The sequence below is a fragment of the Streptomyces sp. NBC_00775 genome (genome assembly GCF_036347135.1).
GTDB lineage: Bacteria > Actinomycetota > Actinomycetes > Streptomycetales > Streptomycetaceae > Streptomyces > Streptomyces lutosisoli.
Genome location: NZ_CP108938.1, coordinates 5,748,954 through 5,772,983 on the forward strand (window position 1 = coordinate 5,748,954; position 24,030 = coordinate 5,772,983).

Below are 24,030 nucleotides of genomic sequence, written 5' to 3' on the forward strand. Positions count from 1 at the left end.
ACCCGCAGCCAACGAACCGGCCTACAGCGCCTGCGGGAACGTGAAGAAGCGGTTGGGGTCGTACTGGTGCTTCAGCGTCGTGAGGCGGGTGGCCGCGTCGCCGTAGTACGCCTTGCGCCAGTCGGTGAGGGTGGCGTCGGTGTAGTTCTGGTAGGCGGCGCCCGAGGCGTAGCGGGACATGGCGGTGTGGGCGGTGGTCAGCCAGGACTGGGCTGTCGTACCGGAGGTGCCCGCCTGCCAGGAGACGATGTACTGGGCGAGCATGCGGGAGCGGCGGTGGACGAAGGCCGTGGCGGTGGGGGCCACGCGGTTGACCGCGCCGCCGAGGGCCGTCAGCGCGATGCTGCCCGCGCCGCCTCGTACCGATGACATCTGGTTCAGGAGTGTCTGGATGCCCGCCGTCGAGATCGAGCGGTCGAAGAAGTCCGAGCGGGCCGCGTAGGTCTCGCGGCCGAGGGCGCCCTGCGGGGAGCGGCCCGGGGTCGAGCCCGGGAGGTGGCACTGGGCGTCGGTCGCGAAGGAGGAGCAGCCCGCGTACACCTCCATCGAGTCCTCGTACGAGCGCTTCTTGAGGGAGACGCTGCGCGCGGGCGAACCGATCTTGTCGGCCAGGCGGTCCACGGCGTTCTGGAGCTCGGTGTACGTGCCGAGCGAGAAGGCCGCGATGGAGACCGTGGGGGTGCCGCCCGCCGCGTTCGCGATGTGGCAGGACGACCAGATCTCGTCCGGCTGGTCCGGGCCCCACTCCTGCCAGGCCTTCACCACGGCGGCGGCCTTGGCCCAGGGCCAGGTCATGTACGCCGACACGGCCTGCGGCGCCGGGTGGGTCTTGAAGCGCAGCTCGGTGACGACGCCGAAGTTGCCGTTGCCGGCGCCGCGCAGGGCCCAGAAGAGGTCCTTGTGGTCGGTGGCGTTCGCGGTCAGCTGCTTGCCGTCGGCCGTGATCAGGGTCGCCTGGGTGAGGCTGTCGCAGGTGAGGCCGTACGCCCGGGAGACCACGCCGTGGCCGCCGCCGAGGGTCAGGCCGGAGACGCCGACCGTGGGGCAGGAGCCGGCGGGGATGGTGACGCCCTTCGCCGCCAGGGCGCGGTAGACATCGATCAGCTTGGAGCCGGCGCCGACGACCGCCTCGTTCGCGCTCGCCCGGATCTTGTTCAGCTTGGAGACGTCGATGACCAGGCGGCCGTTGCCGGAGGACCAGCCGGCGTACGAGTGGCCGCCGTTGCGGATCGAGACCTTGATGCCGTGGGCGCGGGCGTAGTCCATCGTGGTGCGGATGTCGTCCGCGTGGGCGATGTACGCGACGGCGGCGGGGGTCAGGTTGTCGAAGCGTGTGTTGTAGAGCTGGTGGGCGGCCGGCCAGCTGCGGTCGCCGGGGCGGACCAGGGCGCCGTCCAGGTCTCTGGACAGGGCGGTCCAGTTGGCGGCGGTGGCTCGGGTGCTGGTGCTGGTGCTGGTGGACGTGCGTATGGGGGTGGAGGCGCCCGTCGTCTCGGTGGTGCCGGTGGTGCCGGTGGCCTTGGTGGCGGCGGTGTCGTTGCCGTTGCACGCCGATGTTGCTGCCGCCGCGAGTGCGGCGGTGGCTCCGCCGATGAACGTACGCCGTTGCATGTGCGCCTCCCGTGGGTTTCGTGGAACGAGACGGGGCGTTGGGCTCGGGGGTTCCACGGGTGTGCGCCACAGAATCGTTACAGCGTGGCAGAAGCGCAAGAGGTGCTCGCCCCCGCCGCCCCTACCCGTCCCATCCCTGGGGGCTGCGCCCCCAGACCTCCCTCAAAGATTGCGCCGTTCCCCGCGCCCCTGAAAGACGGGGGTTGTTCGTCGGCTGCGGGTGAGTGGGGGCTTGTCGCGCAGTTCCCCGCGCCCCTAAACAACCGCCGGCCCACCCCAGGCGCCTTTAAGGGGCGCGGGGAACTGCGCGCCCAGCCCCCACTCACCCGCAGTCAAAACACAACCGAACGGGGTCTGGGGCGGAGCCCCATTACGCGATCGGGCTGTCGCCGTGGCCCTCCGCGTCCGTGCGGGCCATGCTGCGGGCTCTGCGGGCCGGGCCTCGCCAGCCGCAGGTGCAGCGGGCTACGCAGAAGCGGCCCTGTTCGACCGTCGTTGTGCGGTGTTCCGGGGCAGAGTTGGTCTCGTCCTGCTGTGCCACGCCAACAACGTTACCCAAGGCAAGTGAACGGGATGCCACCGCGTGACGAGCGCCCCTACTCGTCGTTAACCGGAACGACAGGGAGGGCCCGGGACGGACCGGCTGGGGGTCGGCAGACGATGGTGGCGCAGGTGGGGCAGGCGCAGGAGGAAGGGCGGGCTGGCCTGGTCGTCGTCGCGGCCTTGGTGGCCGGGGTGATGGTGTGTGGCGCGGGGTGCTCCGGTGGTGGGGCCGCCGCCGAGAGCGGCCGTGCCGGTGCCGAGTCCGTCGCGGTGCTGCACAGCGCGGCGGCCACGCTGGAGCGCGCCGGCAGCGCGAAGGCCCGTACGTCCATGGAGATGGCCACCGGCGGGACCCGGGTCACCATCCGCGGTGAGGGCGTGTACGACTTCAAGGACCAGATGGGGCGGTTCAAGGTGCTGCTGCCGCAGGATCCGGCGGGCGCCGACGAGCATCGGCCGATCACCGAACTCCTCGCCCCGGGCGCCCTGTTCATGAAGAACCGTGGGGCCGGCGTCCCCGCCGACAAGTGGGTCCGCGTCGACACGGCCGGTCTCTCGGACGGGAACCTCGTCACCGGTGGCGCCACCGATCCGTTCGCCGCGGCCGAGTTGCTGCGGGGGACGCGGACGGCGACGTATGTGGGGAAGACGGAGGTGGCCGGGACCCCGGTGCGGCACTATCGCGGGACCGCCGATCTGCACGTTGCCGCCCGCAGTGCGTCCAAGGGGCAGCGGTTGGCGCTCAAGGCGGCGGCGAAAGGGTTCGCCACCGCCGAAGTGCCGTTCGACGCCTACCTCGACGACCAGGGGCGGCTGCGCAAGGTCCGCCACCGGTTCAGCTTCGTGAACGGGCAGCAGAAGGGCACCGTCGCGGTCGCCTCGACGACCTTGCTGTACGACTTCGGGGTCCCCGCCGACGTACGGCTTCCGGATTCCGGGGACATCTTCGCCGGGAAGATCGCCGAGCAGTAGCCGAGCAATGGTCGAGCAGTAGCCGAGCCGTAGTCGGACGGTGGCTGCCGGGGGGAGCGGGCCCTAGGAGGAGTTGGGGGGCCGGAAATGGCCCTTCCGTGCCATGCGCGGTGTGTAGGCCGCTCCCTACCCTAGGAAGTCGGTGACGGCAGGAAGAGGTGAATGCACGTGGCTCCGGTCGGCGGTACGGCAGTTCACGACCACGTGGCCCTCGCCGAGATCGAGCTGTGCGGCGACCTGATCATCGCGGCCTCGGCCGCCCATGAGGACCGGCTCAGTCTTGAGAGCATCGACGAGGTGCTGAAAGTGGCTGAAGAGCGTGCTGATGAGCGGGGTGCGGAGGAGGAGTAGGACTGCTCCCGCTCCCTTGCCCTTCAAGCCCGGGCGTGGCCCGGCCCCCGCCACGCCTCACGTGCTCATGTACCGCTCACGTGCTCACATACCGCTCGCGTAGTCATATACCGCACACGTGCGGGGCGACCCGTACCGCTCACGTGCGCAGCAGCCGGCCGATCGCCTTCGTCGCCTCTTCGACCTTCGCGTCGATCTCGTCGCCGCCCTTGACCGCCGCGTCCGCGACGCAGTGGCGCAGGTGCTCCTCCAGGAGCTGGAGGGCGAAGGACTGGAGGGCCTTCGTGGAGGCGGAGACCTGGGTGAGTATGTCGATGCAGTAGACGTCCTCGTCGACCATCCGCTGCAGACCGCGGATCTGGCCCTCGATGCGGCGCAGGCGCTTGAGGTGCTCGTCCTTCTGCTTGTGGTAGCCGTGGACACCGCGGTCGTGGTCGGTCACGATCTGCGGTGCGGCTTCCTGGGTTTCGCCGGAGGGCGTCGTCGCGCCGGCCTCGGTGGTCGTCATCGCGTCCTCCCGCTGACTGAACCGCTAACTGATACCCCTAGTGGGTATATGGTATCGAACTTTGCTGGGTATAGGGCCCTTGCCCAATGGCGGGGCCGGACCCTGTGCTGATCACTGTGCCCGATGGGCGACACTGGGGGACGGCCCATTAGCCGTGGCCGGATGATGCGCCTAGCATCAGCCTGACCGAACCGAAGCACCCCGAGGACCCCAACGTGCGCTTTCGTCTGACCCCCAGGGAGACGAGCTTCTACGACATGTTCTCCGCATCCGCGGACAACATCGTCACGGGCTCGAAACTCCTCATGGAACTGCTCGGGGCGGACACCGCCGGCCGGGCCGAGATCGCAGAGCGTATGCGGGCCGCGGAACACGCCGGTGACGATGCCACGCACGCGATCTTCCACCAGTTGAACTCCTCGTTCATCACGCCGTTCGACCGCGAGGACATCTACAACCTGGCCTCGTCCCTCGACGACATCATGGACTTCATGGAGGAGGCCGTCGACCTGGTCGTCCTCTACCAGGTCGAGGAACTCCCCAAGGGCGTGGAGCAGCAGATCGAGGTGCTGGCGCGCGCGGCCGAGCTGACCGCCGAGGCCATGCCGAACCTGCGGACCATGGACAACCTCACCGAGTACTGGATCGAGGTCAACCGCCTGGAGAACCAGGCCGACCAGATCCACCGCAAGCTGCTCGCCCATCTCTTCAATGGCAAGTACGACGCCATGGACGTGCTGAAGCTCAAGCAGATCGTGGATGTACTGGAGGAGGCGGCGGACGCCTTCGAGCACGTGGCCAACACGGTGGAGACCATCGCGGTCAAGGAGTCCTGACCCCTTCATGGACACCTTTGCGTTGATCGTGACCATTGGGGTCGCGCTCGGATTCACGTACACGAACGGCTTTCACGACTCGGCGAACGCGATCGCCACGTCGGTGTCCACGCGGGCGCTGACCCCGCGGGCGGCGCTCGCCATGGCCGCGGTGATGAACCTCGCCGGTGCCTTCCTCGGCAGCGGTGTCGCCAAGACGGTCAGCGAGGGGCTGATCGAGACGCCCGAGGGTTCCAAGGGGATGGGCATCCTCTTCGCCGCGCTGATCGGCGCGATCACCTGGAACCTCATCACCTGGTACTTCGGTCTGCCGTCCTCGTCCTCGCACGCCCTGTTCGGTGGCATGGTGGGCGCGGCGCTGGCGGGCGGTACGACGGTGTACTGGTCCGGTGTCCTCGACAAGGTCGTCATCCCGATGTTCCTGTCGCCGGTCGTCGGTCTGCTCGTCGGTTACCTCGTGATGGCCGCGATCATGTGGCTGTTCCGGCGGTCCAACCCGCACAAGACCAAGCGCGGTTTCCGTATCGCGCAGACGGTGTCCGCGGCCGGCATGGCGCTCGGTCACGGTCTTCAGGACGCGCAGAAGACGATGGGCATCGTGGTGATGGCCCTGGTCATCGGAGACGTCCAGAAGCAGGGCGATCCGATCCCGGTCTGGGTGAAGATCGTCTGCGCGGCGATGCTGTCCCTCGGTACGTACGCGGGTGGGTGGCGGATCATGCGGACGCTCGGACGCAAGATCATCGAGCTCGACCCGCCGCAGGGGTTCGCCGCCGAGACGACCGGTGCGTCGATCATGTTCGCCACGGCGTACATCTTCAAGGCGCCGATCTCCACGACCCACGTCATCACCTCCGCGATCATGGGCGTCGGCGCGACCAAGCGCCTGAACGCCGTCCGCTGGGGTGTCGCCAAGAACATCGTCATGGGCTGGTTCATCACCATGCCGGCGGCGGGACTGGTGGCCGCCCTCAGCTTCTGGGTCGTGAATCTGGCGTTCCTGTAGTACTCCCGCCGGCACTCCCGCCGCACCAGTGAATGGCCCGCTCCGGCTTCCGGAGCGGGCCATTCCTGTGAATGCGCAGCCACTTCCGCGGAAACCGCTTACCGCCACCGGGGCCGCTGCTAGCTTCTGGGGCTCAAGCGTTCGAATAGAACGCGCCATGCGGCGAGGTCGCCGTACCCAAGGGTGGGGGTCCCCCATGTCCAAACTTCGTCGTCACCTCATGTCCGGGGCAGGGGTGGCGTCGGCTCTCACGGGCCTGCTCCTCTACGCGGCGTCTCCCGCGTCGGCCGCGAAAGCCAGTGTCGACACCGTCGCGTCGGGCCCGTACGTCGACTGGGCCGGATCCATGTACTTCGAGAGCTACGGCGACCACTTCTCGGTCTGCGACAACTGGAAGGACGGCGCCGGCGTCATCGGCTACTGGAAGGTCGGCGCCAGCGGGGACGAGCACAAGATCTACGACGGCAACGGTTACGGCGAGTGCGTGTACGAGGACCACAACGTCTCCGAGACGTCGTACGTGTACATCCAGGTCTGTCTCCGGGACGACGGTGACGTGAAGGAGACCACGTGCAGCGCCTGGGACAGGCAGTACGCCGGTAGCCCCCTCTAGGGACTGTCCGGCCGAAACAACGAGCGGGCCCGCCCCCGGGAGCCAGGGGCGGGCCCTTCTCGTCCTCGCGGTGGCACCGCCATGCAGCACCGCGAGGGGTTCTTGTGGGACGGCTCGGTCAGCCGAAGCGACCCGAGATGTAGTCCTCGGTCGCCTGGACCGACGGGTTGGAGAAGATGCGCTCCGTGTCGTCGATCTCGATGAGGCGGCCGGGCTGGCCGACCGCGGACAGGTTGAAGAACGCGGTGCGGTCGGAGACGCGGGCGGCCTGCTGCATGTTGTGCGTCACGATGACGATCGTGAAGCGCTCCTTGAGCTCACCGATCAGGTCCTCGATGGCGAGGGTGGAGATCGGGTCCAGGGCCGAGCAGGGCTCGTCCATCAGCAGGACCTGGGGCTCCACCGCGATCGCGCGGGCGATGCACAGACGCTGCTGCTGGCCGCCCGACAGACCCGAACCCGGCTTGTTCAGTCGGTCCTTGACCTCGTTCCAGAGGTTCGCGCCCTTGAGGGACTTCTCGACGATCTCGCTGAGCTCGGACTTCTTGTAGGAGCCGTTCAGCCTGAGGCCCGCCGCCACGTTGTCGAAGATCGACATCGTGGGGAAGGGGTTGGGGCGCTGGAAGACCATGCCGATCGTGCGGCGCACGGCGACGGGGTCGATCCCGTTCCCGTACAGGTCCTCGTCGTCCAGCAGCACCTTGCCCTCGACGCGGCCACCGGGGGTGACCTCGTGCATGCGGTTGAGGGTGCGCAGGAAGGTCGACTTGCCGCAGCCGGAGGGGCCGATGAAGGCCGTCACCGAGCGGGGCTCGACCGTCATGGAGATGTCTTCGATCGCCTTGTGGGCGCTGTAGTAGGCGGTGAGTCCGCTTACGTCGATTCGCTTGGCCATGGTGGTTACTTCGCTTCCAGATTCCGGATCAGTCGCTGAGTGGCCGCGTCAGCGACCGGTCTTCGGGGCCTTCCAGCGGGCGATGCCGCGGGCCGCCAGATTGAGGATCATGATGAAGGCGATGAGGACGAGCGCCGCCGCCCAGGCCCGGTCGTACGCCGCCGGGCTGCCGCCGCTGTTCTGGTACTGCTGGTAGATGTACAGCGGGAGCGAGGACTGCGGGCCGTTGAACGGGTCCGTGTTGATGAGCGGGTTGCCCCAGACGAGGAGCAGCACGGGCGCGGTCTCACCGGCGATACGGGCGACGGCCAGCATCACACCGGTCGTGATGCCGCCGAGCGACGTCGGCAGGACGACCTTGAGGATGGTGCGCCACTTCGGGACGCCCAGCGCGAGCGATGCCTCGCGCAGCTCGTTCGGGACGAGCTTGAGCATCTCCTCGGTGGAGCGGACCACGACCGGGATCATCAGGATGGACAGGGCCATCGCCCCGGCGAAGCCGGAGTAGCCGAAGCCGAGGATCAGGATCCAGAAGCTGAGGATGAACAGGCCCGCGACGATCGACGGGATGCCCGTCATGACGTCGACGAAGAAAGTGACCGCCTTGGCGAGCGTGCCCCGGCCGTATTCGACCAGGTAGATCGCGGTGAGCAGGCCGATCGGCACGGAGATCACGGTGGCGAGGCCGACCTGCTCCAGGGTGCCGATGATGGCGTGGTAGATGCCGCCACCGGCCTCGGTGTCGGCGGTCATGCCCATGGAGTGGGTCAGGAAGTAGAAGTCGAGGACCTTCAGGCCCTTGCTGACGGTCGTCCAGATGAGCGACGCCAGCGGGATCACGGCAAGGATGAAGGAGACCCAGACGATGCTGGTCGCGACGCGGTCCTTCGCCTGGCGGCGGCCCTCGACCTTGGCGGCGATGACGTACGTACCGAGGACGAAGAGGAGTGCGGCGATCAGGCCCCACTGGACCTTGCTGCTGAGGCCGAAGCCCAGACCGATGCCCACGGCGACGGCGGTGGAGCCGCCGGCGATCGCCCACGCAGACCACTTGGGCAGCGTGGCGCCGCGCAGGGTGCTGGGGCGCGGGGCGGGTGCGGTGGCGGTTGCGTGGCTCATGCGTTGGCCCCCGAGTACTCCTTGCGGCGGGCGATGATCGCGCGGGCCGCGCCGTTCACCAGCAGCGTGATGACGAAGAGCACCAGACCGGAGGCGATGAGCGCGTCACGGCCCTGCTCGCTCGCCTCGCTGAACTTGGCGGCGATGTTCTGGGCGAAGGTGCCGCCGCCCGGGTCGAGCAGGCTGGCGTTGATCTCGAAGCTGGGGGACAGGACGGTGGCGACGGCCATCGTCTCGCCGAGGGCTCGGCCGAGGCCCAGCATCGAGGCGGAGATCACTCCGGAGCGGCCGAAGGGGATCACCGACATGCGGATGACCTCCCAGCGGGTGGCGCCGAGCGCGAGGGCGGCTTCCTGGTGCATCAGGGGCGCCTGCCGGAAGACCTCACGGCTGACGTTGGTGACGATCGGCAGAATCATGATCGCCAGCAGGATGCCGACGGCGAGCAGGGTGCGCGGGGCGCCCTCCTGCCAGGAGAGGAAGCCGGTCCAGCCGAAGTAGTCGTTGAGCCAGCTGTAGAAGCCGGTGAGGTTCGGCACCAGGAAGAGTGCGCCCCACAGGCCGTACACGATGGACGGTACGGCGGCCAGCAGGTCCACGACGTACGCGATGGTGCCGCCGAGCTTGCGCGGGGCGTAGTGCGTGATGAACAGCGCGATGCCCACCGCGATCGGGACCGCGATGGCCATGGCGATGATCGAGGAGATGATCGTGCCGAAGGCGAGGACCGCGATGCCGAAGACCGGCGGGGTGTTGTTGGCGTTCCACTCGAACGTCGTGAGGAAGTTGCCCTCGTTCTTGGTGAGGACCAGGGACGCGCGGTAGGTGAGGAACGCCGCGATGGCGGCCATGATCACCAGCAGCAGGATGCCGGAGCCCCGGGACAGGCCGAGGAAGATCCGGTCGCCCGGGCGGGTGGCGCCTCGGGCCGCGCGCTTCGGCTTCGCCGGGGTCGGCCGGCCCGAAGGGGTGGGGGGAGCAGATGATTGCGTAGATATGTCCATTGGGGTTCTCCGGTCTGCGGAGCCTTGGGAGATTGTCCCTCGACTCCAGGCGGCGGTGCACCGGACGGTGCGGCCCACCCCCGTCAGGGAGTGAGCCGCACGCTGGGTCAGCTCAGGTTCGCGACGGTCTCGCGGACCTTGGCGTTGATCTCGGTCGGGATCGGGGCGTAGTCCAGGGCCTTCAGGGAGTCCTGGCCGTCCTGGCTCGCGGTGTAGGTGAGGAAGGACTTGACGGCGGGCAGGGTGTCCGCCTTGTTGCCCTTCTCGCAGACGATCTCGTACGTGACCAGGGTGATCGGGTAGGCGCCCTCGGCCTTGGTCGTGTAGTCCAGCTTGAGGGAGAGGTCCTTGCCGGTGCCGACGACCTTGGCCGCGGAGATGGCCGCGGTGGCGTTGTCGATCGTGGCCTTGACCGGGGCGGAGGCGCCCGTGTCCAGGGCGGCGGTGTTGATGCCGTCCTTGGCGTAGGAGAGCTCGAAGTACGAGATCGCGCCCGCGGTCTGCTTGACCTGCTGAGCCAGGCCGGAGGAGCCCTGAGCGGACTGGCCGCCCTCGGCCTGCCAGGCCTTGCCGCCCGAGTACTTCCAGTTGTCGGGCGCGGCGGCGATCAGGTACTTGGTGAGGTTGTCCGTGGTGCCGGAGTCGTCCGAGCGGTGGAACGCCTGGATCTTGGTGCTGGGAAGCTTCGCGTCGGGGTTCAGCTTCTTGATCGCGGCGTCGTCCCACGTCTTGATCTTGCTGTCGAAGATCTTCGCGAGGGTCGGCGCGTCCAGGACCAGGTTGTCGACACCCGGGACGTTGTAGCCGATCGCGATCGGGCCGCCCACCATCGGGAGGTCGATGGCCTGGCTGTTCTTGCAGACCGACTTCGACTGCGTGACCTCTTCGGGCTTCAGCGCGGAGTCCGAACCGGCGAAGGCGACCTGGCCCTGGAGGAACGCGGTGACACCGGCACCGGAACCCTCGGGCTTGTAGTTGATCTGCACGTCCTTGCACTCGGTCGTGTAGGCCTTGGTCCACGCCTGGATGGCGTTGGCCTGGGCGGACGAACCGTTGGCGAGGAGCTGGCCCTTGGCGGATCCACAGTCGATGTTGCCGGCCTTGGCGGTGGCACCCGTGGTCGACTTGGTGCCGCCGCTGGTGTCGTCAGAGCCGCACGCCGTGAGGGCCAGGGCGCCGGAGACGGCGAGAGCACCGAGGGTGAGGGCCCGCCGGTTCATGCGCTGAAGCTTCACTTCGGGAGTTCCTTCCAGGAGCCGCCGTCTGGTGGCGGCGTGCGAGGTCTGTGTAGAGCGGTCCGCAATGCGGAGGAGACGTCCAGGACGTTCTCCGCACCGTGTAAGGCCGAAATTAGGCAGATCAGGTGAAGCCGCTGATGGCCGTAAGTGAACGGAGGGTGAACCCCTGCGGTCGGTGCGGTGAGGTAACGGAACGCTCACGTCTAGGACACGGGGGCATTCCGTTGAGTGGGGCCGGGGGGTGACGTGGGGGTGAGGTTTGCGTTACGTGCGGGTTGTCTGTGGCTGGGCGCGCCCCGCGGCGGAGCCGCAGATGTCACAGCCCCGCGCCCCTTTCGGGGCGCGGTTGTGCTCAGGTCAGGTGGAATGTGCTCAAAAGCGACACTATTAGGTCGCGGTCCCTCGGCTGGGTCAGGCGGTTGCGGGCCGCTGGGGGAGACAGCCAGAGGACGCGGTCGACCTCGCGGTTCGGGGTGAAGTGGCCCGTTGTCGCTTCGGCTGCCCAGTAGTGGACTTCCTTGGGGCGGCCGGCGACGACGTAGTGGAGGGTGGGGAGGGCTGCTCCTGGAGTGGCGGTGTAGCCCGTCTCCTCCTCCACCTCGCGGAGCGCGCCCGTGAGGTGGTCCTCGGCGCGTTTCAGTTTGCCCTTGGGGTGGGACCAGTCGTCGTACTTCGGGCGGTGGACGAGGCAGATCTCCAGCTCGCCGTCGACCGGGGAGCGGCGCCACAGGACGCAGCCCGCCGCCTGGATGGTGTCGTCGGCCATCGGGCCTCCCTCAGAGGGTGCGAACCGCTTCCTTCTGCCATGCCTGCTGGAACGCGAACCGTGCCGCCTCCACCTCGTGCCGCTGGTCGGCGTGGAGTACACCGAGCGCGTACGCCGTCGCCGGGGCGATCCGCGGGGTGCGGGCCGCCGAAGCCGCGGCCGATGCCGCCTCCGCCGCGTCCCGGTGCCGGTTGAGGGCCTGGCCCGCGGCGAGGAGTCGTACGTCGGTGGGGCACTCGTCGCCGTACATGAGTTCGCGGGCGTAGCGGTGCAGCCGCAGCAGCAGGCGGACCTGGTGCCAGGGGGTGTCCTGGGGCTGCGGCGCGGTGTCGGCGGAGAGGCCGTGTACGAGGGCCTCCGCGTTGTAGGGGTGGCCCGCGGTGACCAGGGGCAGCGCGCTGACGGCGTCGGTGAGGCGGTCCGCCGCGGCGGCGGCCAGCGGGCGCAGGTCGGTCGCGGGCGCCGCCGGGGTCAGCGGGACCTCGCTGGCGAGGACGGCGACGCTGTCGGCGACGGCGTGGAAACGGGAGGAACCCAGCGCCTGGAGGGCCGCGGAGTGGGCCCGGGTGCGGGCGAGGGTCAGCTGGCGGTCGAGGAGGGCGCCCGCCTTCGCCGCGCCGACGGTGAGATTGCCCTTGGGGGCCGGGTGCGCGTTCGCGCCGGCGGCCTGGACGGGGAGGGCGGCCGAGCCCGACAGCCGGTTCAGCGCGCCGAGCAGTCGCTCCAGGCGGGCGCCGTACGCGTGTTCCCGGGCCAGCGTGCCGGACAGCCAGGCCAGTTCGGGGCGCATGCCCTCCGACCAGTCCGTGTCCAGCAGGGGCCGGAAGGTGTGGAGGCTGCCGCTGATGCGGCGGGCCGAGCGGCGCAGGGCGCGCGCAGCGGCGACCGACTCGGCCGATCCGCTCGCCGCACCGGCGCCGGTCTCCCGGTGCTGGCGCAGCGAACGGAGGAACTCCGTGGCCTGGGCCCGCAGATAGCCCGCGAGGGCATCACTGGTGACCGGCCCGGCCGTGGGGTCGGTGGGGGGATCAAGGTGCTGCTGTGCCACGCCGGCGCCTCCGGGCGTCTATGAGCATCTCCTGGACGTTCCGCAGGGGCTGGCCATCCGCGTCGGTCGCGTGCCGCGTCCACTCGCCGTCGGGGCCCAGGTGCCAGGATGCGGTGGTGTCGGACATGCCGGTCTCGAGCAGCCGGTTGAGGGCGGCGCGATGAGCCGGGTCGGTGACCCTGACCAGGGCCTCGATCCGCCGGTCGAGGTTGCGGTGCATCATGTCGGCGCTGCCGATCCACACCTCGGGCTCGCCGCCGTTGCCGAAGCCGAAGACCCGGGAGTGTTCGAGGAAGCGGCCGAGGACGGAGCGGACCCGAATGTTTTCGGACAGGCCCGTGACGCCGGGGCGTACCGCGCAGATGCCGCGCACCCACACGTCGACCGGTACCCCGGCCTGGGACGCGCGGTACAGCGAGTCGATGAGGGCCTCGTCCACCATGGAGTTGACCTTGATACGGACATGGGCGGGGCGTCCGGCGAGGTGGTGCTGTACTTCCTTGTTGATCCGCGAGATCAGGCCGTCGCGCAGGGACTTGGGGGCGACGAGGAGACGGCGGTAGGTCTCGCGGCGCGAGTAGCCCGACAGCCGGTTGAAGAGGTCGGAGAGGTCCGCGCCGACCTGCTGATCGGCGGTGAGCAGGCCGAGGTCCTCGTACAGCCGGGCCGTCTTCGGGTGGTAGTTGCCCGTGCCGACGTGGGAGTAGCGGCGCAGGGTGTCGCCCTCCTGCCGTACGACGAGCGACAGCTTGCAGTGGGTCTTCAGACCGACCAGGCCGTACACGACATGGCAGCCGGACTCTTCGAGCTTCCTGGCCCACTTGATGTTGGCCTGCTCGTCGAAGCGGGCCTTGATCTCGACCAGGACGAGGACCTGCTTGCCGGACTCGGCGGCGTCTATCAGCGCGTCGACGATCGGCGAGTCGCCCGAAGTCCGGTACAGGGTCTGCTTGATGGCGAGGACGTCGGGGTCCAGCGCCGCCTGCTCCAAGAACGCCTGGACGGAGGTGGAGAAGGAGTCGTACGGGTGGTGGAGGAGGACGTCCCGTTCGCGCAGGGCGGCGAAGATGTCGGGCGCGGACGCCGACTCGACCTCCGCGAGGTCGCGGTGGGTGCCCGCGATGAACTTCGGGTACTTCAGCTCGGGCCGGTCGAGGGAGCCGATGCCGAAGAGGCCCGTGAGGTCCAGGGGACCCGGCAGCGGGTACACCTCCGCCTCGGAGATCTTCAGCTCGCGTACGAGGAGATCGAGGACGTACCGGTCGATGGACTCCTCGACCTCCAGGCGCACCGGCGGCCCGAAGCGGCGCCGCATGAGCTCCTTCTCCAGCGCCTGGAGCAGGTTCTCGGCGTCGTCCTCCTCGACCTCCAGGTCCTCGTTCCGAGTGAGCCGGAAGGTGTGGTGCTCCAACACCTCCATGCCCGGGAACAGCTCCTCCAGGTGGGCCGCGATCACATCCTCGATGGGGACGTAACGGTTCGGCGAGGCCTCCAGGAAGCGGGAGAGCAGCGGCGGGACCTTGACGCGCGCGAAGTGGCGGTGGCCGCTGACCGGGTTGCGTACGACGACGGCCAGGTTCAGGGACAGGCCGGATATGTACGGGAAGGGGTGCGCGGGGTCGACCGCCAGCGGGGTGAGGACCGGGAAGATCTGGTGCCGGAACAGGGTGAAGAGGCGGGCCTGCTCCTTCTCGGTCAGCTCGCTCCAGCGGACCAGGTGGACGCCCTCCTCCGCGAGCGCGGGGGCGACGTCCTCCTGGTAGCAGGCCGCGTGCCGGGCCATGAGCTCGCGGGAACGGGCCCAGATCATCTCCAGGACCTCACGGGGCTGGAGCCCGGAGGCGGACTTCGTGGCCACGCCGGTCGCGATACGGCGCTTCAGGCCCGCCACCCGGACCATGAAGAACTCGTCCAGGTTGCTGGCGAAGATCGCCAGGAAGTTGGCGCGCTCCAGGAGGGGCGTGTTCGGGTCCTCGGCGAGCTCCAGAACCCGCTCGTTGAACGCGAGCCAGCTGCGCTCGCGGTCCAGGAAGCGGCCCTGCGGCAAGGTGATGCCGTCCTGCACCGTGTCCTCGTACGTGTCGAGGTCGGCGTCGAGGTCGGGCTCGAGATCGGAGGCCACCGCCGACACGGTGTGCGGGCGGTGAGCGGCTATGGAGCCGACGGACGGCTGGGGGTGCTGGACCGGTGCCTGGGCGCTGGGCTGGTTCATGGACCCATTCTTCCGCGCTGAGGGCGAGACCGGCGCGTCGGAGAGGGCAAGCGGCAGCGCGGCGATGCGGAAGTTCCCATTCCGGTTCCGGATCGCTGGCATACGCTCACTCCCCGTCGTCGGCGAGGACTCGTTCTCCGGCGGAGGCGAAGGCTCGGGCACGGCGGGCTTCATTGGTTGAGCGTCGCAAGGTCGTCTGAATCGATGGTTACGGCGACATGACGTGCGGGATAGCGGGGGGCGGCTCCCGGACGTCTACATGAACGGACATCCGTCCAGGACACGCCCGGGAGCCTCGTACGCGCCCACCCCGTGGGATGCGTACATGTCTGTGCTTTTTCAGGCGGTACGGCGGCGCAGCAGCCAGAAGGCGGCGGCGGTGGCGAGTGCGGCGGCGGCGAGCAGGATGCCGGTCTCCACCAGCTGGAGGGGCCAGAAGTGGGACTGCGGGTGGTAGGTGGCCCAGAGGTCGGAGATGCCGTTCTTGCTCATGCACCGCTTGAGGTCGACGGCCGTGTCGTTGTCGACGCAGGCCAGGTTGTTGCCGATCCGCTTGCCGGAGGTGAGGACCACGCCGTGTTCGAGCTGGAGCGCGGTGCTGGGGAGGTTGGAGGCGGCCGATCCGGTGACGGTGACCGTAGGCCACAGGCTGTCCCGGTAGAGGTCGCCGAGGTTCTGTACGGCCAGGGTGACGACGACGGCCAGCCCCAGCGCGGGCAGCGTACGGCGGACCAGGAGGCCCGCGAGGGCGCCCACGGCGAGGGCGCACAGGGCGGCGCCGACGGCGACCGGCCCGTTGGAGCGGTAGGCGTCCGACAGGTACCAGTCCTGGCCGAGGATGTCCCGCGCGTCGCTCCACATCAGGCGGTGCAGCAGCACCAGCACGCTCGTGCCGGCGGTGACGAGCGCGGCCGGGACGGCGAGCTTGGCCGCGAGCCAGCGTACGGGCGTGACGGACTGCGTCCAGGCGAGCGCGGACGTGCCGCTCTCCAGCTCACGGGCGACCAGGGTGGCGCCCGCCCAGGCGGCGACGAGGTAGGGCAGGTAGGCCACGGCGGAGGTGGCCAGCGAGGTGACCGTGTCGTAGAACTCGTACGTCGGGCTGTCGAGCGCGGAGTCCACGCACGAGGTGTCGGCGGCGCACGAGGACACCCTGTGGCTCACCTCCCGTACGGCATCGGTGCCGAGCCAGTACGCCCACAGCAGGCCGGCCGAGGCCGCCGCGACCAGCGCCCACCAGGCCCACAGCGCGATGCGGTGCACCCGCAGTACCGCGCGGGCCGTGCGGCGCGGGACGAACGGGAGGGTGCGCCGGGCGAGCTGCGGCGCGGCGGTCGCTGCGGTCATGCGGCGGGCTCCTTGTGTGCGGCGGTGGCGGTCGCGGCGCCGGTCGCCGGGGTGTCGGCGGCGAGGGCGGTCATGAGCGGGACTCCGTGCGGCGGGCCAGCAGGCGGAATGTGAGGACGGTGGCGAGGGCGGCGATCAGGAGCAGCAGGACAGTGCTGGTGATCTGGACCGGCCAGTAGTGGCGGGCGGGCCAGATGTTGTCCCACTTGTCGCCGAAGAACCAGCGCAGCGCGTAGGCGGCCACGGCGGCCACCGCGAGGGCGGGAAGTGCGCGGCCGATGGCCACGCCCGCGAGGGCGCCGACGGCGAGGGCGGTGAGGACGAGGGCCACGGCCAGCGGGCCGTCGGAGACGAGGAAGCGGGCGTAGGACCAGTTGGCGACCAGCACGTCCTGGTCGGCGGTCCAGACCCAGGCGAAGACCAGGGTCAGCAGGGTGGTTCCGGCGGTCAGCGGCAGTGCCGCCCCGGTGAGCTTGGCGGTCAGCCACCGGGCCGGGGAGACGCCCTGCGTCCAGGCGAGGCGGGCGGTACCGGTCTCCAGCTCGCGGCCGATGAGCGCGGCGCCCGCCCAGGCGGCGACGACGATGGAGACGCGGCTGACGACCTCACCGGTGAAGTTCATGACGTTGTTGACGTCGGTGAAGGCCTGGTACCCGGGCCCTCCGGAGCAGTCGGTGATCTCGAAGTCGCAGGCCATTGACGTCCGTTCGGCGGGTGCCCGGAACAGATGGAGCCAGAGCAGGTCGCCGATGGCGAGCAGCAGGAACGCGCCCCAGACGATCAGGGCGGGGCGGTGCAGCCGCAGGACGGCGCGCTGCGGTCGGGTCGCCGGGCCGGCGGTCGCGAGGGCGGTCATGCGGAGGTCTCCTTGCGGGCGGGTGCCGAACCGGTCCGGTGCTTGAGGAGTTGGAAGGCGGCCACGGTGAGGGCGGCGGTGACGGCGAGGATGATCGCGGTCGCGGTCAGCTGGAGGGGCCAGTAGTGGGACTCGGGGTGGTAGACCTTGTAGTAGCTGACCGCGTCGAGCTTGGTGTAGACGGCCCGGCAGTCCGAGTCGGTGATGGGGCCGCAGTACGGGTCGGTGATGCGGGCGCCGGTGGAGGTGACGAGGCCCTCCGAGAGCGTGGGGCCCGTGCCCAGGGCGTGGTCGTGCTTGAGGCTGGTGATCCTGGTGACGGCGGGCCAGAGGTTGGGCATGGCCAGCGTGACGGCGCCCCAGAGGAAGCCCGTGGCGGACACCGAGCCGATGAGCGAGCCCAGGGAATCGCGCCGGTACACGCCTATGAGGGCGCCGGCTGCCAGGCCCGCCAGGGCCAGGGCGACGACGATCGTGCCGTTGGCGGCGTAGGTCCCGTCGGCGTACCAGGGCTGGGCGGTGGATATGCGGCCCTGGCCGTTCGACCAGGCCCAGTGGTGCAGCCCCACCAGCAGTCCGGAGCCCGCGGTGACCAGTACGGCCGGGACGGCGAGCTTGGTGGCGAGCCAGCGGGCCGGGGTGACGGACTGGGCCCAGACCAGGTGGGCGGTGCCGTTCTCCATCTCGCGGCCGATGAGGGAGGCGCCGGACCAGGCGGCGGCCAGGAACGGGACGGCGAGGACGGCGAAAGTCGCGTAGTTGTACCAGTCCTTGTAACGGCCGATCGACTCGGTGTCGTGCGGGCAGGTGAAAACCGACTTGCAGGCGTTGTACTGCTTCCAGCCCTCGGCCGACGCGTCGGTGAGCGGGCCGCCGACCCACAGCAGGAGGGCGCCGACGACGATCACGAGTGCCACCCAGACGAGCAGCGCCGGTCGGTGCAGCCGCAGCAGCCAGCGGACCAGGCTCGGCGCGCCGGACGAGCGCCCGGTGGACGTGGGCGCGGGAGTGGCGAGGGTGGTCACGCGGCGGGCTCCTGGGTCTTGGCGGGGGCGGGGGCGGAGGCGGTGGCCTGCGGGTTGCGGAGATAGGAGAGGACCAGCTCCTCCAGGGAGGGCGGGCCGGCCTGCCAGTCGGGGGCGAGCGGGCCCGCCGGGCGGATCAGCGCGGTGAGCTGGCGGCCGTTGGTGCGGGACTCGACGACGGTGTGCGGGCCGAGGGCGGTCTGCGCGGGAGCGGACACACGGGCGTGGGCTTCGAGCAACTCGTCGATCTCGCCGGCCAGTTGGACGCGGCCCCCGCCGATCAGCAGCAGGTGGTCGCAGGAGTCCTCCAGTTCGGCGACCACGTGCGAGGACATCACGATCGTGGTGCCGAACTGGGCGGCCTGCGCCATGAGGAGCCCCATCATCTCGTGCCGGGCCAGCGGGTCCAGGTCGGCCATCGGCTCGTCCAGGAGCAGCAGTTCGGGTCGCTTGGCCAGTGCGAGGGCGAGGGCGACGCGGGTGCGCTGGCCGCCCGAGAGCGTGCGGATGCGGGACTTCGGGTTCAGGTCGCCGCCGGCCACGATGCGCTCGGCGGTGGCCGCGTCCCAGCGGTCGGTGTTGAGGTCGGCGCCCATGCGCAGCGTCTCGGCGACCGTGAGCTGCGGGTACAGCGGCTTGTCCTGGGCGACGAACCCCACCCGCTCGCGTGCCGCGCCCGGCACCTTCCCCAGGACGGCGATCGAGCCCTCGGTGGGGGCCAGCAGACCGGCGGCCAGCGCGAGGAGCGTGGACTTGCCCGCACCGTTGGGCCCGACCACGGCGCAGACGCGCCCGGCGGGCAGCCGGAAGGTGCAGTCGCGCAGCGCCCACCCTCCCCGCCGGCCGAACCGCATGCCGAGTGCGGCGGCCTCTATCGCGGCGGTGCCTGTCATGAAGGTTCTCCTTGGAAGTGCTTTTCGAGTACGGCGGTGAAGAGTGCGGCGATGTCGTCCCGGCCGAGACCGGACGCCCGGGCCCGTTCCGCCCATGCGTCGAGTTCGGTGCGCAGGGGCGAGTCGGCGGGAGTGGTGCTGAGGCTGCGGCGCACGAACGTGCCGAGGCCGCGTCTGGCCTCGACCAGGCCCTCCCGCTCCAGCTCGCGGTAGGCCTTGAGGACGGTGTTCGGATTGATGGCGGTGGCTTCCACGACCTCGCGGGCCGTGGGGAGCTTGTCGCCCGGCTCCAGCAGGCCCAGGCGCAGGGCCTGTTTGGTCTGCTGGACGATCTGGACGTAGGTGGCGACGCCGCTGCGCCGGTCGATGCGGTACTCGACCACTCGGACAACCACCCTTTCACTAATTGAGTAGTGAAAGGGTGATGCAAGATGGTGCCCGGCGTCAAGAGCGAGATCGTCAAGAGCGAGATTCTGTGGGCCGGAGATTTTGTGTGCCGGTCCGTGAACCGATCGGTGGGGCTCGTCCGATGAGGGGTTGTGAGGGAAACAAGAAGCGACGGGGAGCTGCTGCGGGCCATCGCGGCGGACGGGGACCGTCGCGCCTTCGAAGAGCTGTACCGGCGGTACGCGCCATGGCTGACCGCGCGGCTGCGCGGCCGGTGCGCGGACGCCGGGGTCGTCGACGACGTCGTACAGGAGACGTTCCTCGCGGTCTGGCGCGGCACCGCCCGCTACCGCGAGGAGGGTGACGCGGCCGGCTGGCTGTGGCGCATCGGCTCGCGCCGGCTCATCGACAGCCTGCGCGGCGACGGCGCGCGCGGCCGCATGCGGCAGGCGCTGGCCCGGCTCCGCCACCGCGACGAGGCCTCGGCCGAGGAGCGCGTCCTGGCCGGCGTCGAACACGGCGACCTCGCGGGCGCGTTGACCCGTCTGTCGCCCGAACTGCGGGCGGTTCTCCAGGCCACGGTGATCGACGGACTCAGCACCCGGGAAGCGGCCGTCCTGCTCGGCATCCCGCCGGGCACGGTCAAGACGCGCGCCCTGCGTGCACGCAAGCAGCTGCGGGAGGAGTTGGCATGAGCGACGACACGCGTATGACATGGCATGTGCCGGAGGAAGACCTCCAGGCTTACGTGCGGGGCGAGTTGGCGGCTCCCCGGCTGTGGTCCGCCGACACCCACCTCGCCTCCTGCGCGCGGTGCCGGGCGGCCCTGGCCGAGGTGAGCGACCCGGTCGCGCTGGACGCGGGCTGGGAGCGGCTCGACGCCGAGCTGGACGCGCCGCGGCCCGGCCTGGTCGAGGCCCTGCTGGTGCGGATCGGCGTCGCCGACCACACCGCGCGGCTGCTGACGGCCACCCCCGTACTGCGCGCCTCCTGGCTCGGGGCGGTCGCCGTCGTCCTGCTGATGACCGTGCTGGCGTCCTACTCCATGCGGACGTCGGCCACTCCCACCCTGTTCCTGGCCCTCGCACCGCTGCTCCCGCTCGCCGGCGTCGCGCTGTCGTTCGGGCCCGCCCTCGACCCGACGTACGAGATGACGGCCGTCACGCCGACCCACGGCTTCCGCCTGCTGATGATCCGCACGGTCGCGGTCCTGACGGTGGGCCTCGGGCTGAACGGTCTCGCGACCCTCGCCCTCCCCTCGTACGGCCTGCACGCCCTGGCCTGGCTGCTGCCCGCCCTCGCCCTCACCGGCACCGGCCTCGCGCTGACCGCCCGTCTCGGCCCGGTCCTCGCGCCCTCCCTGGTCGGCGGGGCCTGGGTCGCGCTGCTGGCGGCGGCCCACGCGAGGACCGCGTCCGGCGCGACACTCGCGCCGTTCACCGCGACGGGCCAGACGGTCGCCGCGGCGGTCGCCGCCCTGGCCGCCGGTCTCCTCTATCTCGCACGGGACCGGTTCGACTCCTCGACGGCGTACGGGCCCTTCTCCGGCGGGGGTGCCGCGTGAGCGCCGCCCCCGCCCCCGTCCCCGACCACCACCACTCCTCCTCCGACAGGAGCCCCACTCGTATGACCCCCACTGTCTCCGCCTCCGGCCTGAGCCTCCGCTTCGGGGGGACCGTCGCGCTCGACGACGTCTCCGTGCGGCTGCGTGAGGGCGTCACCGGACTGCTCGGACCCAACGGCGCCGGCAAGACCACCCTGTTGCGGGTGCTCGCCACCGCCGTGCCCGCCGACCGGGGTGCCTTCACGGTCCTCGGGCACGACCCGAGCACGACGGCGGGACGCCTCGACGTCCGGCGCGTGCTCGGCTATCTGCCGCAGACGCCCGGCTTCCACCACGACTTCTCCGCCTTCGAGTTCGTCGACTACGTGGCGATCCTGAAGGAGATGACGAACCGCACCGCCCGGCACCAGGAGGTACGGCGCGTCCTGGAGGCCGTCGACCTCTCCGACGTCCGGAGCAAGCGCATCAAGAAGCTGTCCGGCGGCATGCGCCAGCGGGTCGCGCTGGCCGCCGCGCTGGTCGGCGACCCCGGCTTCCTCGTCCTGGACGAGCCGACCGTGGGCCTGGACCCCGAACAGCGCATGCGCTTCCGCGAGTTGATCGCGCAGGCGGGCGAGGGGCGGACGGTACTGCTCTCCACCCACCAGACCGAGGACGTGGCGATGCTCTGCCACCGCGTGATCGTCATGACGAGCGGCCGGGTCCGCTTCGACGGCACTCCGGCCGAACTGACCGCGCGGGCGGCCGGCCGGGTGTGGAGCAGCACGGAACGCGACCCGGGCGCGCGGGCCGGCTGGCGCACCGGCACGGGCAGCTTCCGCAATGTCGGCGATCCGCCCGAGGGCGCCGACCTCGTCGAACCGACCCTGGAGGACGGCTACTTGCTCACCCTCGACGGCGAGCCCGCGGAGGTGGCGGCATGAGCGCCACCACGCACACGGTCATGGAGACGGCCCCCACGGGGGTGGAGCCGCCCGCTCCGGCCGGAACGTCCAGGAGGGCCGCCGTCCTCGCCCTCGCCCGCTTCGAGGCCCGAGAACTGTTCCTGCAGATCCCGGTGTTCGTCTTCTTCCTGCTGTACGTCGGCTACACCGGCTGGCAGCTGTTCTCCGGCCGGGACGGCATGGACGACTACCCGGTCCTCCAGAACGTCGACCGGGGCACCCAGAGCGGTCCGTTTCTCCTGGCCGTCGCGATCTTCGTCTGCGTCAACCGGGCCGTGCTGCGCTCCCGCCGGCGCGACACGGACCGGCACTTCGACGTCCTGGTCATGGAGCCGTGGCGGCGTACGGTGGCGCACGGGCTGTCCGTCGTGCCCTGCGCCGTGCTCACCGCACTCGTGGTCGCCTTCGAGTTCACCTGGGCCGCGCTGAAGCCGGGTGCCGTCGGCCACGGATCACTGGCCGAACTGGCCGTGGGTCCGCTGATGGTGCTTCTGTCCGGCGTCCTCGGCGTGCTGTCCGCGCGGCTGATCCGCAACTCGTTCGCCGCCCCGCTCTTCGTCGTCGGCGTCGCCGCCCTGGGCACCCTGGCCTCGTCGGCCTCCGGTGGCGCGCGCTGGGAGGAGTGGCTGTGGCCGACCGTCTCCGAAGTGGGCGCCGACCCCTTCCCGTCCGAACTGCTGGGCCGGCCGGCCGCCTGGCACGCGCTGTATCTGACCGGGCTCGTGGTGCTGCTGCTGTGCCTCGCCGTGCTGCTGGGCGGCGGTCGTACCCGCGCGGTCAAGGCGGTCACCGCCCTCGCGCTCGCTGCCACCGCCGCGGGCGTCGTGGGCCAGTCGCCGGGCGATTCGGCGGCGCTTCTCGCGGCCCGCACGAAGGCGTCCGTCAGCCCGCAGAAGGTGCAGTCCTGCGTCGAGCACGGCAGGTCGACGTACTGCGCCTTCCCCGAATGGACCGGCCGCACCGCCGACTGGGCCGGGATCGCCGACCGCGTCCAGTCCCTCGCGGGCGGCAGCGCCGGAGGCGAACGGATCACCGTACGGCAGCGGATCGACGCCCGCTACGGCCTGACCAGCGACTCGGCGCTCCCCTCGGCCACCACCCCGGCCACCGTGACGGTCGGCACACGCTGGGGCGGCAACCGCGTCCCGGAGTTCGCGGTCGGCGTCGCCTCGGTCCTGGTGGCGGGCGACGAGAAGTCCGGCGGCGAGATCTGCGGCGGCCGCGCGGTGACCACCGTCTGGCTGGCGCTGGGCGCGCTGCCCGACCCGATGAAGGCGTTCAAGAACGTCCGCCTGGACGACAGTGTCAAGGGCGCCGGTCTGGTGCTGACCCCGACCAACGGCCTGTCCCTGAGCGCCGAGCAGACCCGCGTCGTCCGGGAGCTGCTGGAGAAGTCCCGCTACAGCGTCGTCCCCAAGGTGAAGGCCCACTGGGCGGAGCTCACGTCCCCGAAGACGTCCACGGCACAGGTGGCCGAGCTGCTCGGGGTCCCGGCCGGCGCGAAGGCCAACGGCTCGGCATCGGACGGTGACTCGTGCGGACAGCAGTGACGGGCGAAGCCTCCGGGCCGGGCACACCGGCCCCGGAGCGTACGCCGGCCACGCGGCGCCCGTACGCCCTGATCCGCGCCCTCGCGCGACCGGTGTGGCGCACCCTGCCGCGCAGGGCCCTCGCCACGGGCGCCGTCCTGGGGCTGCTGCTGGCCGGTGTCCCGCGGATGTTCTCCGCCCCGGACGACGGATGGCTCTGCCTCAGCGTGCTGCGGGCCGCCGCGCTCGCCTTCGGGCTGGGCCTTGCGTTCCTGCTGGACGACCCGGCCCGGAACACCACCGCCGCGGTGCCGGCCCGGCGCCCCATGCGGACCGGGCTGCGGATGGCGCTCGTCGCCCCGCTCGCGGCGCTGTGGTGGACGGCCGCGCTGCTCCTCGTACCGGAGCAGGGCCGGCCCCCGGTCGGCGCGGTCACCCTGGAGGCGGCGGCCACCGCCGTGCTCACCCTGGCCGCCGCGACCCTGGCCGTGCGGTACACGGAGACCGCCGAACCGGGGATCGCCATCTCCTCGGGGCTGGTGGGCACCGCACTCGGCGCGGCCCTGCTGCTCCCCGACCGCTGGGAGCTGTTCGTGGCGGTGACCGACCCGCGCTGGGACGCCGCGCACCAGCGGTGGGCGGGGATCCTGGCCGTGGCGGCGCTGGTCGTCGTGTGCCGCATGGCGGAACCCACACAGCGGTGGAGGGTAACCTCCTTTGCTCATCGTTGACTTGACGTGAGCACGCGCTCAAGGGGGACCTG

Annotated in this window: 24 protein-coding genes and 1 pseudogene; 10 read left to right on the plus strand and 15 right to left on the minus strand. The window is 70.6% G+C overall.

What is annotated here, in order from left to right:
- Positions 1 to 21 precede the first annotated feature (21 nt).
- Both OIC96_RS25585 and OIC96_RS25590 read right to left on the minus strand, forming a co-directional pair.
- The gene (locus OIC96_RS25585) at positions 22 to 1,611 is read right to left on the minus strand and encodes an FAD-dependent oxidoreductase (RefSeq protein ID WP_330305610.1); all 1,590 of its coding nucleotides are present in this window, start codon (positions 1,609 to 1,611) and stop codon (positions 22 to 24) included.
- Between the two features lie 370 nt (positions 1,612 to 1,981).
- Entirely contained in the window at positions 1,982 to 2,152 is a 171-nt protein-coding gene (locus tag OIC96_RS25590) for a hypothetical protein (protein WP_330305609.1), read from the minus strand.
- Between the two features lie 119 nt (positions 2,153 to 2,271).
- On the opposite strand from OIC96_RS25590, the gene OIC96_RS25595 reads away from it, so the two are divergent.
- Together OIC96_RS25595 and OIC96_RS25600 are read left to right on the plus strand one after the other, a co-directional pair.
- Positions 2,272 to 3,126: a hypothetical protein gene (locus OIC96_RS25595; RefSeq protein WP_330305608.1), complete on the plus strand. Its 855-nt coding sequence runs from the start codon at positions 2,272 to 2,274 to the stop codon at positions 3,124 to 3,126.
- Between the two features lie 162 nt (positions 3,127 to 3,288).
- Positions 3,289 to 3,477, plus strand: coding sequence for a hypothetical protein (locus OIC96_RS25600; protein ID WP_330305607.1), 189 nt, complete (start codon positions 3,289 to 3,291; stop codon positions 3,475 to 3,477).
- A 139-nt stretch (positions 3,478 to 3,616) separates the two neighbouring features.
- Here OIC96_RS25600 and OIC96_RS25605 read toward each other — a convergent pair whose 3' ends face one another.
- A complete protein-coding gene (locus OIC96_RS25605; RefSeq protein ID WP_330305606.1) occupies positions 3,617 to 3,985 on the minus strand; it encodes a metal-sensitive transcriptional regulator in 369 nt (122 codons plus the stop codon).
- 215 nt (positions 3,986 to 4,200) lie between these two features.
- On the opposite strand from OIC96_RS25605, the gene OIC96_RS25610 reads away from it, so the two are divergent.
- The 3 genes from OIC96_RS25610 (at position 4,201) to OIC96_RS25620 (ending at position 6,440) form a co-directional block, all read left to right on the plus strand.
- A complete protein-coding gene (locus OIC96_RS25610) occupies positions 4,201 to 4,821 on the plus strand; it encodes a DUF47 domain-containing protein (RefSeq protein ID WP_327429850.1) in 621 nt (206 codons plus the stop codon).
- A 7-nt stretch (positions 4,822 to 4,828) separates the two neighbouring features.
- The gene (locus OIC96_RS25615; protein ID WP_330305605.1) at positions 4,829 to 5,827 is read left to right on the plus strand and encodes an inorganic phosphate transporter; all 999 of its coding nucleotides are present in this window, start codon (positions 4,829 to 4,831) and stop codon (positions 5,825 to 5,827) included.
- A gap of 196 nt (positions 5,828 to 6,023) precedes the next feature.
- Positions 6,024 to 6,440, plus strand: coding sequence for a hypothetical protein (locus OIC96_RS25620; protein WP_330305604.1), 417 nt, complete (start codon positions 6,024 to 6,026; stop codon positions 6,438 to 6,440).
- Positions 6,441 to 6,558: 118 nt separating this feature from the next.
- Here OIC96_RS25620 and pstB read toward each other — a convergent pair whose 3' ends face one another.
- The 12 genes and pseudogenes from pstB to OIC96_RS25680 all read right to left on the minus strand — a co-directional run bounded on the left by pstB (position 6,559) and on the right by OIC96_RS25680 (position 19,226).
- The gene (pstB, locus tag OIC96_RS25625; RefSeq protein WP_330305603.1) at positions 6,559 to 7,335 is read right to left on the minus strand and encodes a phosphate ABC transporter ATP-binding protein PstB; all 777 of its coding nucleotides are present in this window, start codon (positions 7,333 to 7,335) and stop codon (positions 6,559 to 6,561) included.
- Positions 7,336 to 7,383: 48 nt separating this feature from the next.
- On the minus strand, positions 7,384 to 8,454 hold the full coding sequence (pstA, locus tag OIC96_RS25630) for a phosphate ABC transporter permease PstA (RefSeq protein WP_330305602.1): 1,071 nt from the start codon (positions 8,452 to 8,454) through the stop codon (positions 7,384 to 7,386).
- Entirely contained in the window at positions 8,451 to 9,458 is a 1,008-nt protein-coding gene (gene pstC / locus OIC96_RS25635; protein WP_330305601.1) for a phosphate ABC transporter permease subunit PstC, read from the minus strand. The genes pstA and pstC overlap by 4 nt, the downstream gene beginning before the upstream one ends.
- Positions 9,459 to 9,565: 107 nt before the next feature.
- Complete coding sequence (gene pstS / locus OIC96_RS25640; protein ID WP_330305600.1) at positions 9,566 to 10,693, minus strand: phosphate ABC transporter substrate-binding protein PstS; 1,128 nt, start codon at positions 10,691 to 10,693, stop codon at positions 9,566 to 9,568.
- Between the two features lie 355 nt (positions 10,694 to 11,048).
- Entirely contained in the window at positions 11,049 to 11,462 is a 414-nt protein-coding gene (locus OIC96_RS25645; RefSeq protein ID WP_330305599.1) for an NUDIX hydrolase, read from the minus strand.
- 10 nt (positions 11,463 to 11,472) lie between these two features.
- A complete protein-coding gene (locus tag OIC96_RS25650; protein WP_330305598.1) occupies positions 11,473 to 12,510 on the minus strand; it encodes a CHAD domain-containing protein in 1,038 nt (345 codons plus the stop codon).
- Entirely contained in the window at positions 12,491 to 14,722 is a 2,232-nt protein-coding gene (locus tag OIC96_RS25655; RefSeq protein ID WP_330305597.1) for an RNA degradosome polyphosphate kinase, read from the minus strand. Before OIC96_RS25655 ends, OIC96_RS25650 begins: the two co-directional genes overlap by 20 nt.
- 339 nt (positions 14,723 to 15,061) lie before the next feature.
- Positions 15,062 to 16,069, minus strand: a complete 1,008-nt coding sequence (locus OIC96_RS25660; RefSeq protein WP_330305596.1) for a hypothetical protein — start codon at positions 16,067 to 16,069, stop codon at positions 15,062 to 15,064.
- A gap of 70 nt (positions 16,070 to 16,139) precedes the next feature.
- A complete protein-coding gene (locus OIC96_RS25665) occupies positions 16,140 to 16,925 on the minus strand; it encodes an ABC transporter permease subunit (protein WP_330305595.1) in 786 nt (261 codons plus the stop codon).
- Positions 16,922 to 17,950 carry an ABC transporter permease gene (locus OIC96_RS25670; RefSeq protein ID WP_330305594.1) on the minus strand — a complete coding sequence of 343 codons (1,029 nt, stop codon included), beginning with the start codon at positions 17,948 to 17,950 and terminating at the stop codon, positions 16,922 to 16,924. Before OIC96_RS25670 ends, OIC96_RS25665 begins: the two co-directional genes overlap by 4 nt.
- A 395-nt stretch (positions 17,951 to 18,345) precedes the next feature.
- Positions 18,346 to 18,939 (minus strand): annotated as a pseudogene (locus tag OIC96_RS49915) (ATP-binding cassette domain-containing protein); the annotation flags it as partial.
- The gene (locus tag OIC96_RS25680; protein WP_330310177.1) at positions 18,840 to 19,226 is read right to left on the minus strand and encodes a GntR family transcriptional regulator; all 387 of its coding nucleotides are present in this window, start codon (positions 19,224 to 19,226) and stop codon (positions 18,840 to 18,842) included. The pseudogene OIC96_RS49915 and the gene OIC96_RS25680, both read right to left, overlap by 100 nt.
- 156 nt (positions 19,227 to 19,382) lie before the next feature.
- Between OIC96_RS25680 and OIC96_RS25685 the strand changes: the two genes are divergently transcribed.
- The 5 genes from OIC96_RS25685 (at position 19,383) to OIC96_RS25705 (ending at position 23,998) form a co-directional block, all read left to right on the plus strand.
- The gene (locus OIC96_RS25685) at positions 19,383 to 19,925 is read left to right on the plus strand and encodes an RNA polymerase sigma factor (RefSeq protein ID WP_330305592.1); all 543 of its coding nucleotides are present in this window, start codon (positions 19,383 to 19,385) and stop codon (positions 19,923 to 19,925) included.
- Positions 19,926 to 19,939: 14 nt separating this feature from the next.
- Positions 19,940 to 20,794 carry an anti-sigma factor family protein gene (locus OIC96_RS25690; protein ID WP_330310176.1) on the plus strand — a complete coding sequence of 285 codons (855 nt, stop codon included), beginning with the start codon at positions 19,940 to 19,942 and terminating at the stop codon, positions 20,792 to 20,794.
- A 62-nt stretch (positions 20,795 to 20,856) separates the two neighbouring features.
- Positions 20,857 to 21,717, plus strand: a complete 861-nt coding sequence (locus OIC96_RS25695; protein ID WP_330305591.1) for an ABC transporter ATP-binding protein — start codon at positions 20,857 to 20,859, stop codon at positions 21,715 to 21,717.
- The gene (locus OIC96_RS25700) at positions 21,714 to 23,288 is read left to right on the plus strand and encodes an ABC transporter permease (RefSeq protein WP_330305590.1); all 1,575 of its coding nucleotides are present in this window, start codon (positions 21,714 to 21,716) and stop codon (positions 23,286 to 23,288) included. The genes OIC96_RS25695 and OIC96_RS25700 overlap by 4 nt, the downstream gene beginning before the upstream one ends.
- Positions 23,273 to 23,998, plus strand: a complete 726-nt coding sequence (locus OIC96_RS25705; protein WP_330305589.1) for an ABC transporter — start codon at positions 23,273 to 23,275, stop codon at positions 23,996 to 23,998. Before OIC96_RS25700 ends, OIC96_RS25705 begins: the two co-directional genes overlap by 16 nt.
- The last annotated feature ends 32 nt before the right edge of the window (positions 23,999 to 24,030 follow it).

Excerpts from the sequence above, each read along its gene's own strand:
- OIC96_RS25585 (WP_330305610.1), bottom strand. The coding sequence starts at position 1,611 with ATGCAACGGCGTACGTTCATCGGCGGAGCCACCGCCGCACTCGCGGCG.
- OIC96_RS25595 (WP_330305608.1), top strand. The coding sequence starts at position 2,272 with ATGGTGGCGCAGGTGGGGCAGGCGCAGGAGGAAGGGCGGGCTGGCCTG.
- OIC96_RS25600 (WP_330305607.1), top strand. The coding sequence starts at position 3,289 with ATGCACGTGGCTCCGGTCGGCGGTACGGCAGTTCACGACCACGTGGCC.
- OIC96_RS25605 (WP_330305606.1), bottom strand. The coding sequence starts at position 3,985 with ATGACGACCACCGAGGCCGGCGCGACGACGCCCTCCGGCGAAACCCAG.
- OIC96_RS25615 (WP_330305605.1), top strand. The coding sequence starts at position 4,829 with ATGGACACCTTTGCGTTGATCGTGACCATTGGGGTCGCGCTCGGATTC.
- OIC96_RS25620 (WP_330305604.1), top strand. The coding sequence starts at position 6,024 with ATGTCCAAACTTCGTCGTCACCTCATGTCCGGGGCAGGGGTGGCGTCG.
- pstB (WP_330305603.1), bottom strand. The coding sequence starts at position 7,335 with ATGGCCAAGCGAATCGACGTAAGCGGACTCACCGCCTACTACAGCGCC.
- pstA (WP_330305602.1), bottom strand. The coding sequence starts at position 8,454 with ATGAGCCACGCAACCGCCACCGCACCCGCCCCGCGCCCCAGCACCCTG.
- pstC (WP_330305601.1), bottom strand. The coding sequence starts at position 9,458 with ATGGACATATCTACGCAATCATCTGCTCCCCCCACCCCTTCGGGCCGG.
- OIC96_RS25645 (WP_330305599.1), bottom strand. The coding sequence starts at position 11,462 with ATGGCCGACGACACCATCCAGGCGGCGGGCTGCGTCCTGTGGCGCCGC.
- OIC96_RS25655 (WP_330305597.1), bottom strand. The coding sequence starts at position 14,722 with ATGAACCAGCCCAGCGCCCAGGCACCGGTCCAGCACCCCCAGCCGTCC.
- OIC96_RS25660 (WP_330305596.1), bottom strand. The coding sequence starts at position 16,069 with ATGACCGCAGCGACCGCCGCGCCGCAGCTCGCCCGGCGCACCCTCCCG.
- OIC96_RS25665 (WP_330305595.1), bottom strand. The coding sequence starts at position 16,925 with ATGACCGCCCTCGCGACCGCCGGCCCGGCGACCCGACCGCAGCGCGCC.
- OIC96_RS25690 (WP_330310176.1), top strand. The coding sequence starts at position 19,940 with ATGACATGGCATGTGCCGGAGGAAGACCTCCAGGCTTACGTGCGGGGC.
- OIC96_RS25695 (WP_330305591.1), top strand. The coding sequence starts at position 20,857 with ATGACCCCCACTGTCTCCGCCTCCGGCCTGAGCCTCCGCTTCGGGGGG.
- OIC96_RS25700 (WP_330305590.1), top strand. The coding sequence starts at position 21,714 with ATGAGCGCCACCACGCACACGGTCATGGAGACGGCCCCCACGGGGGTG.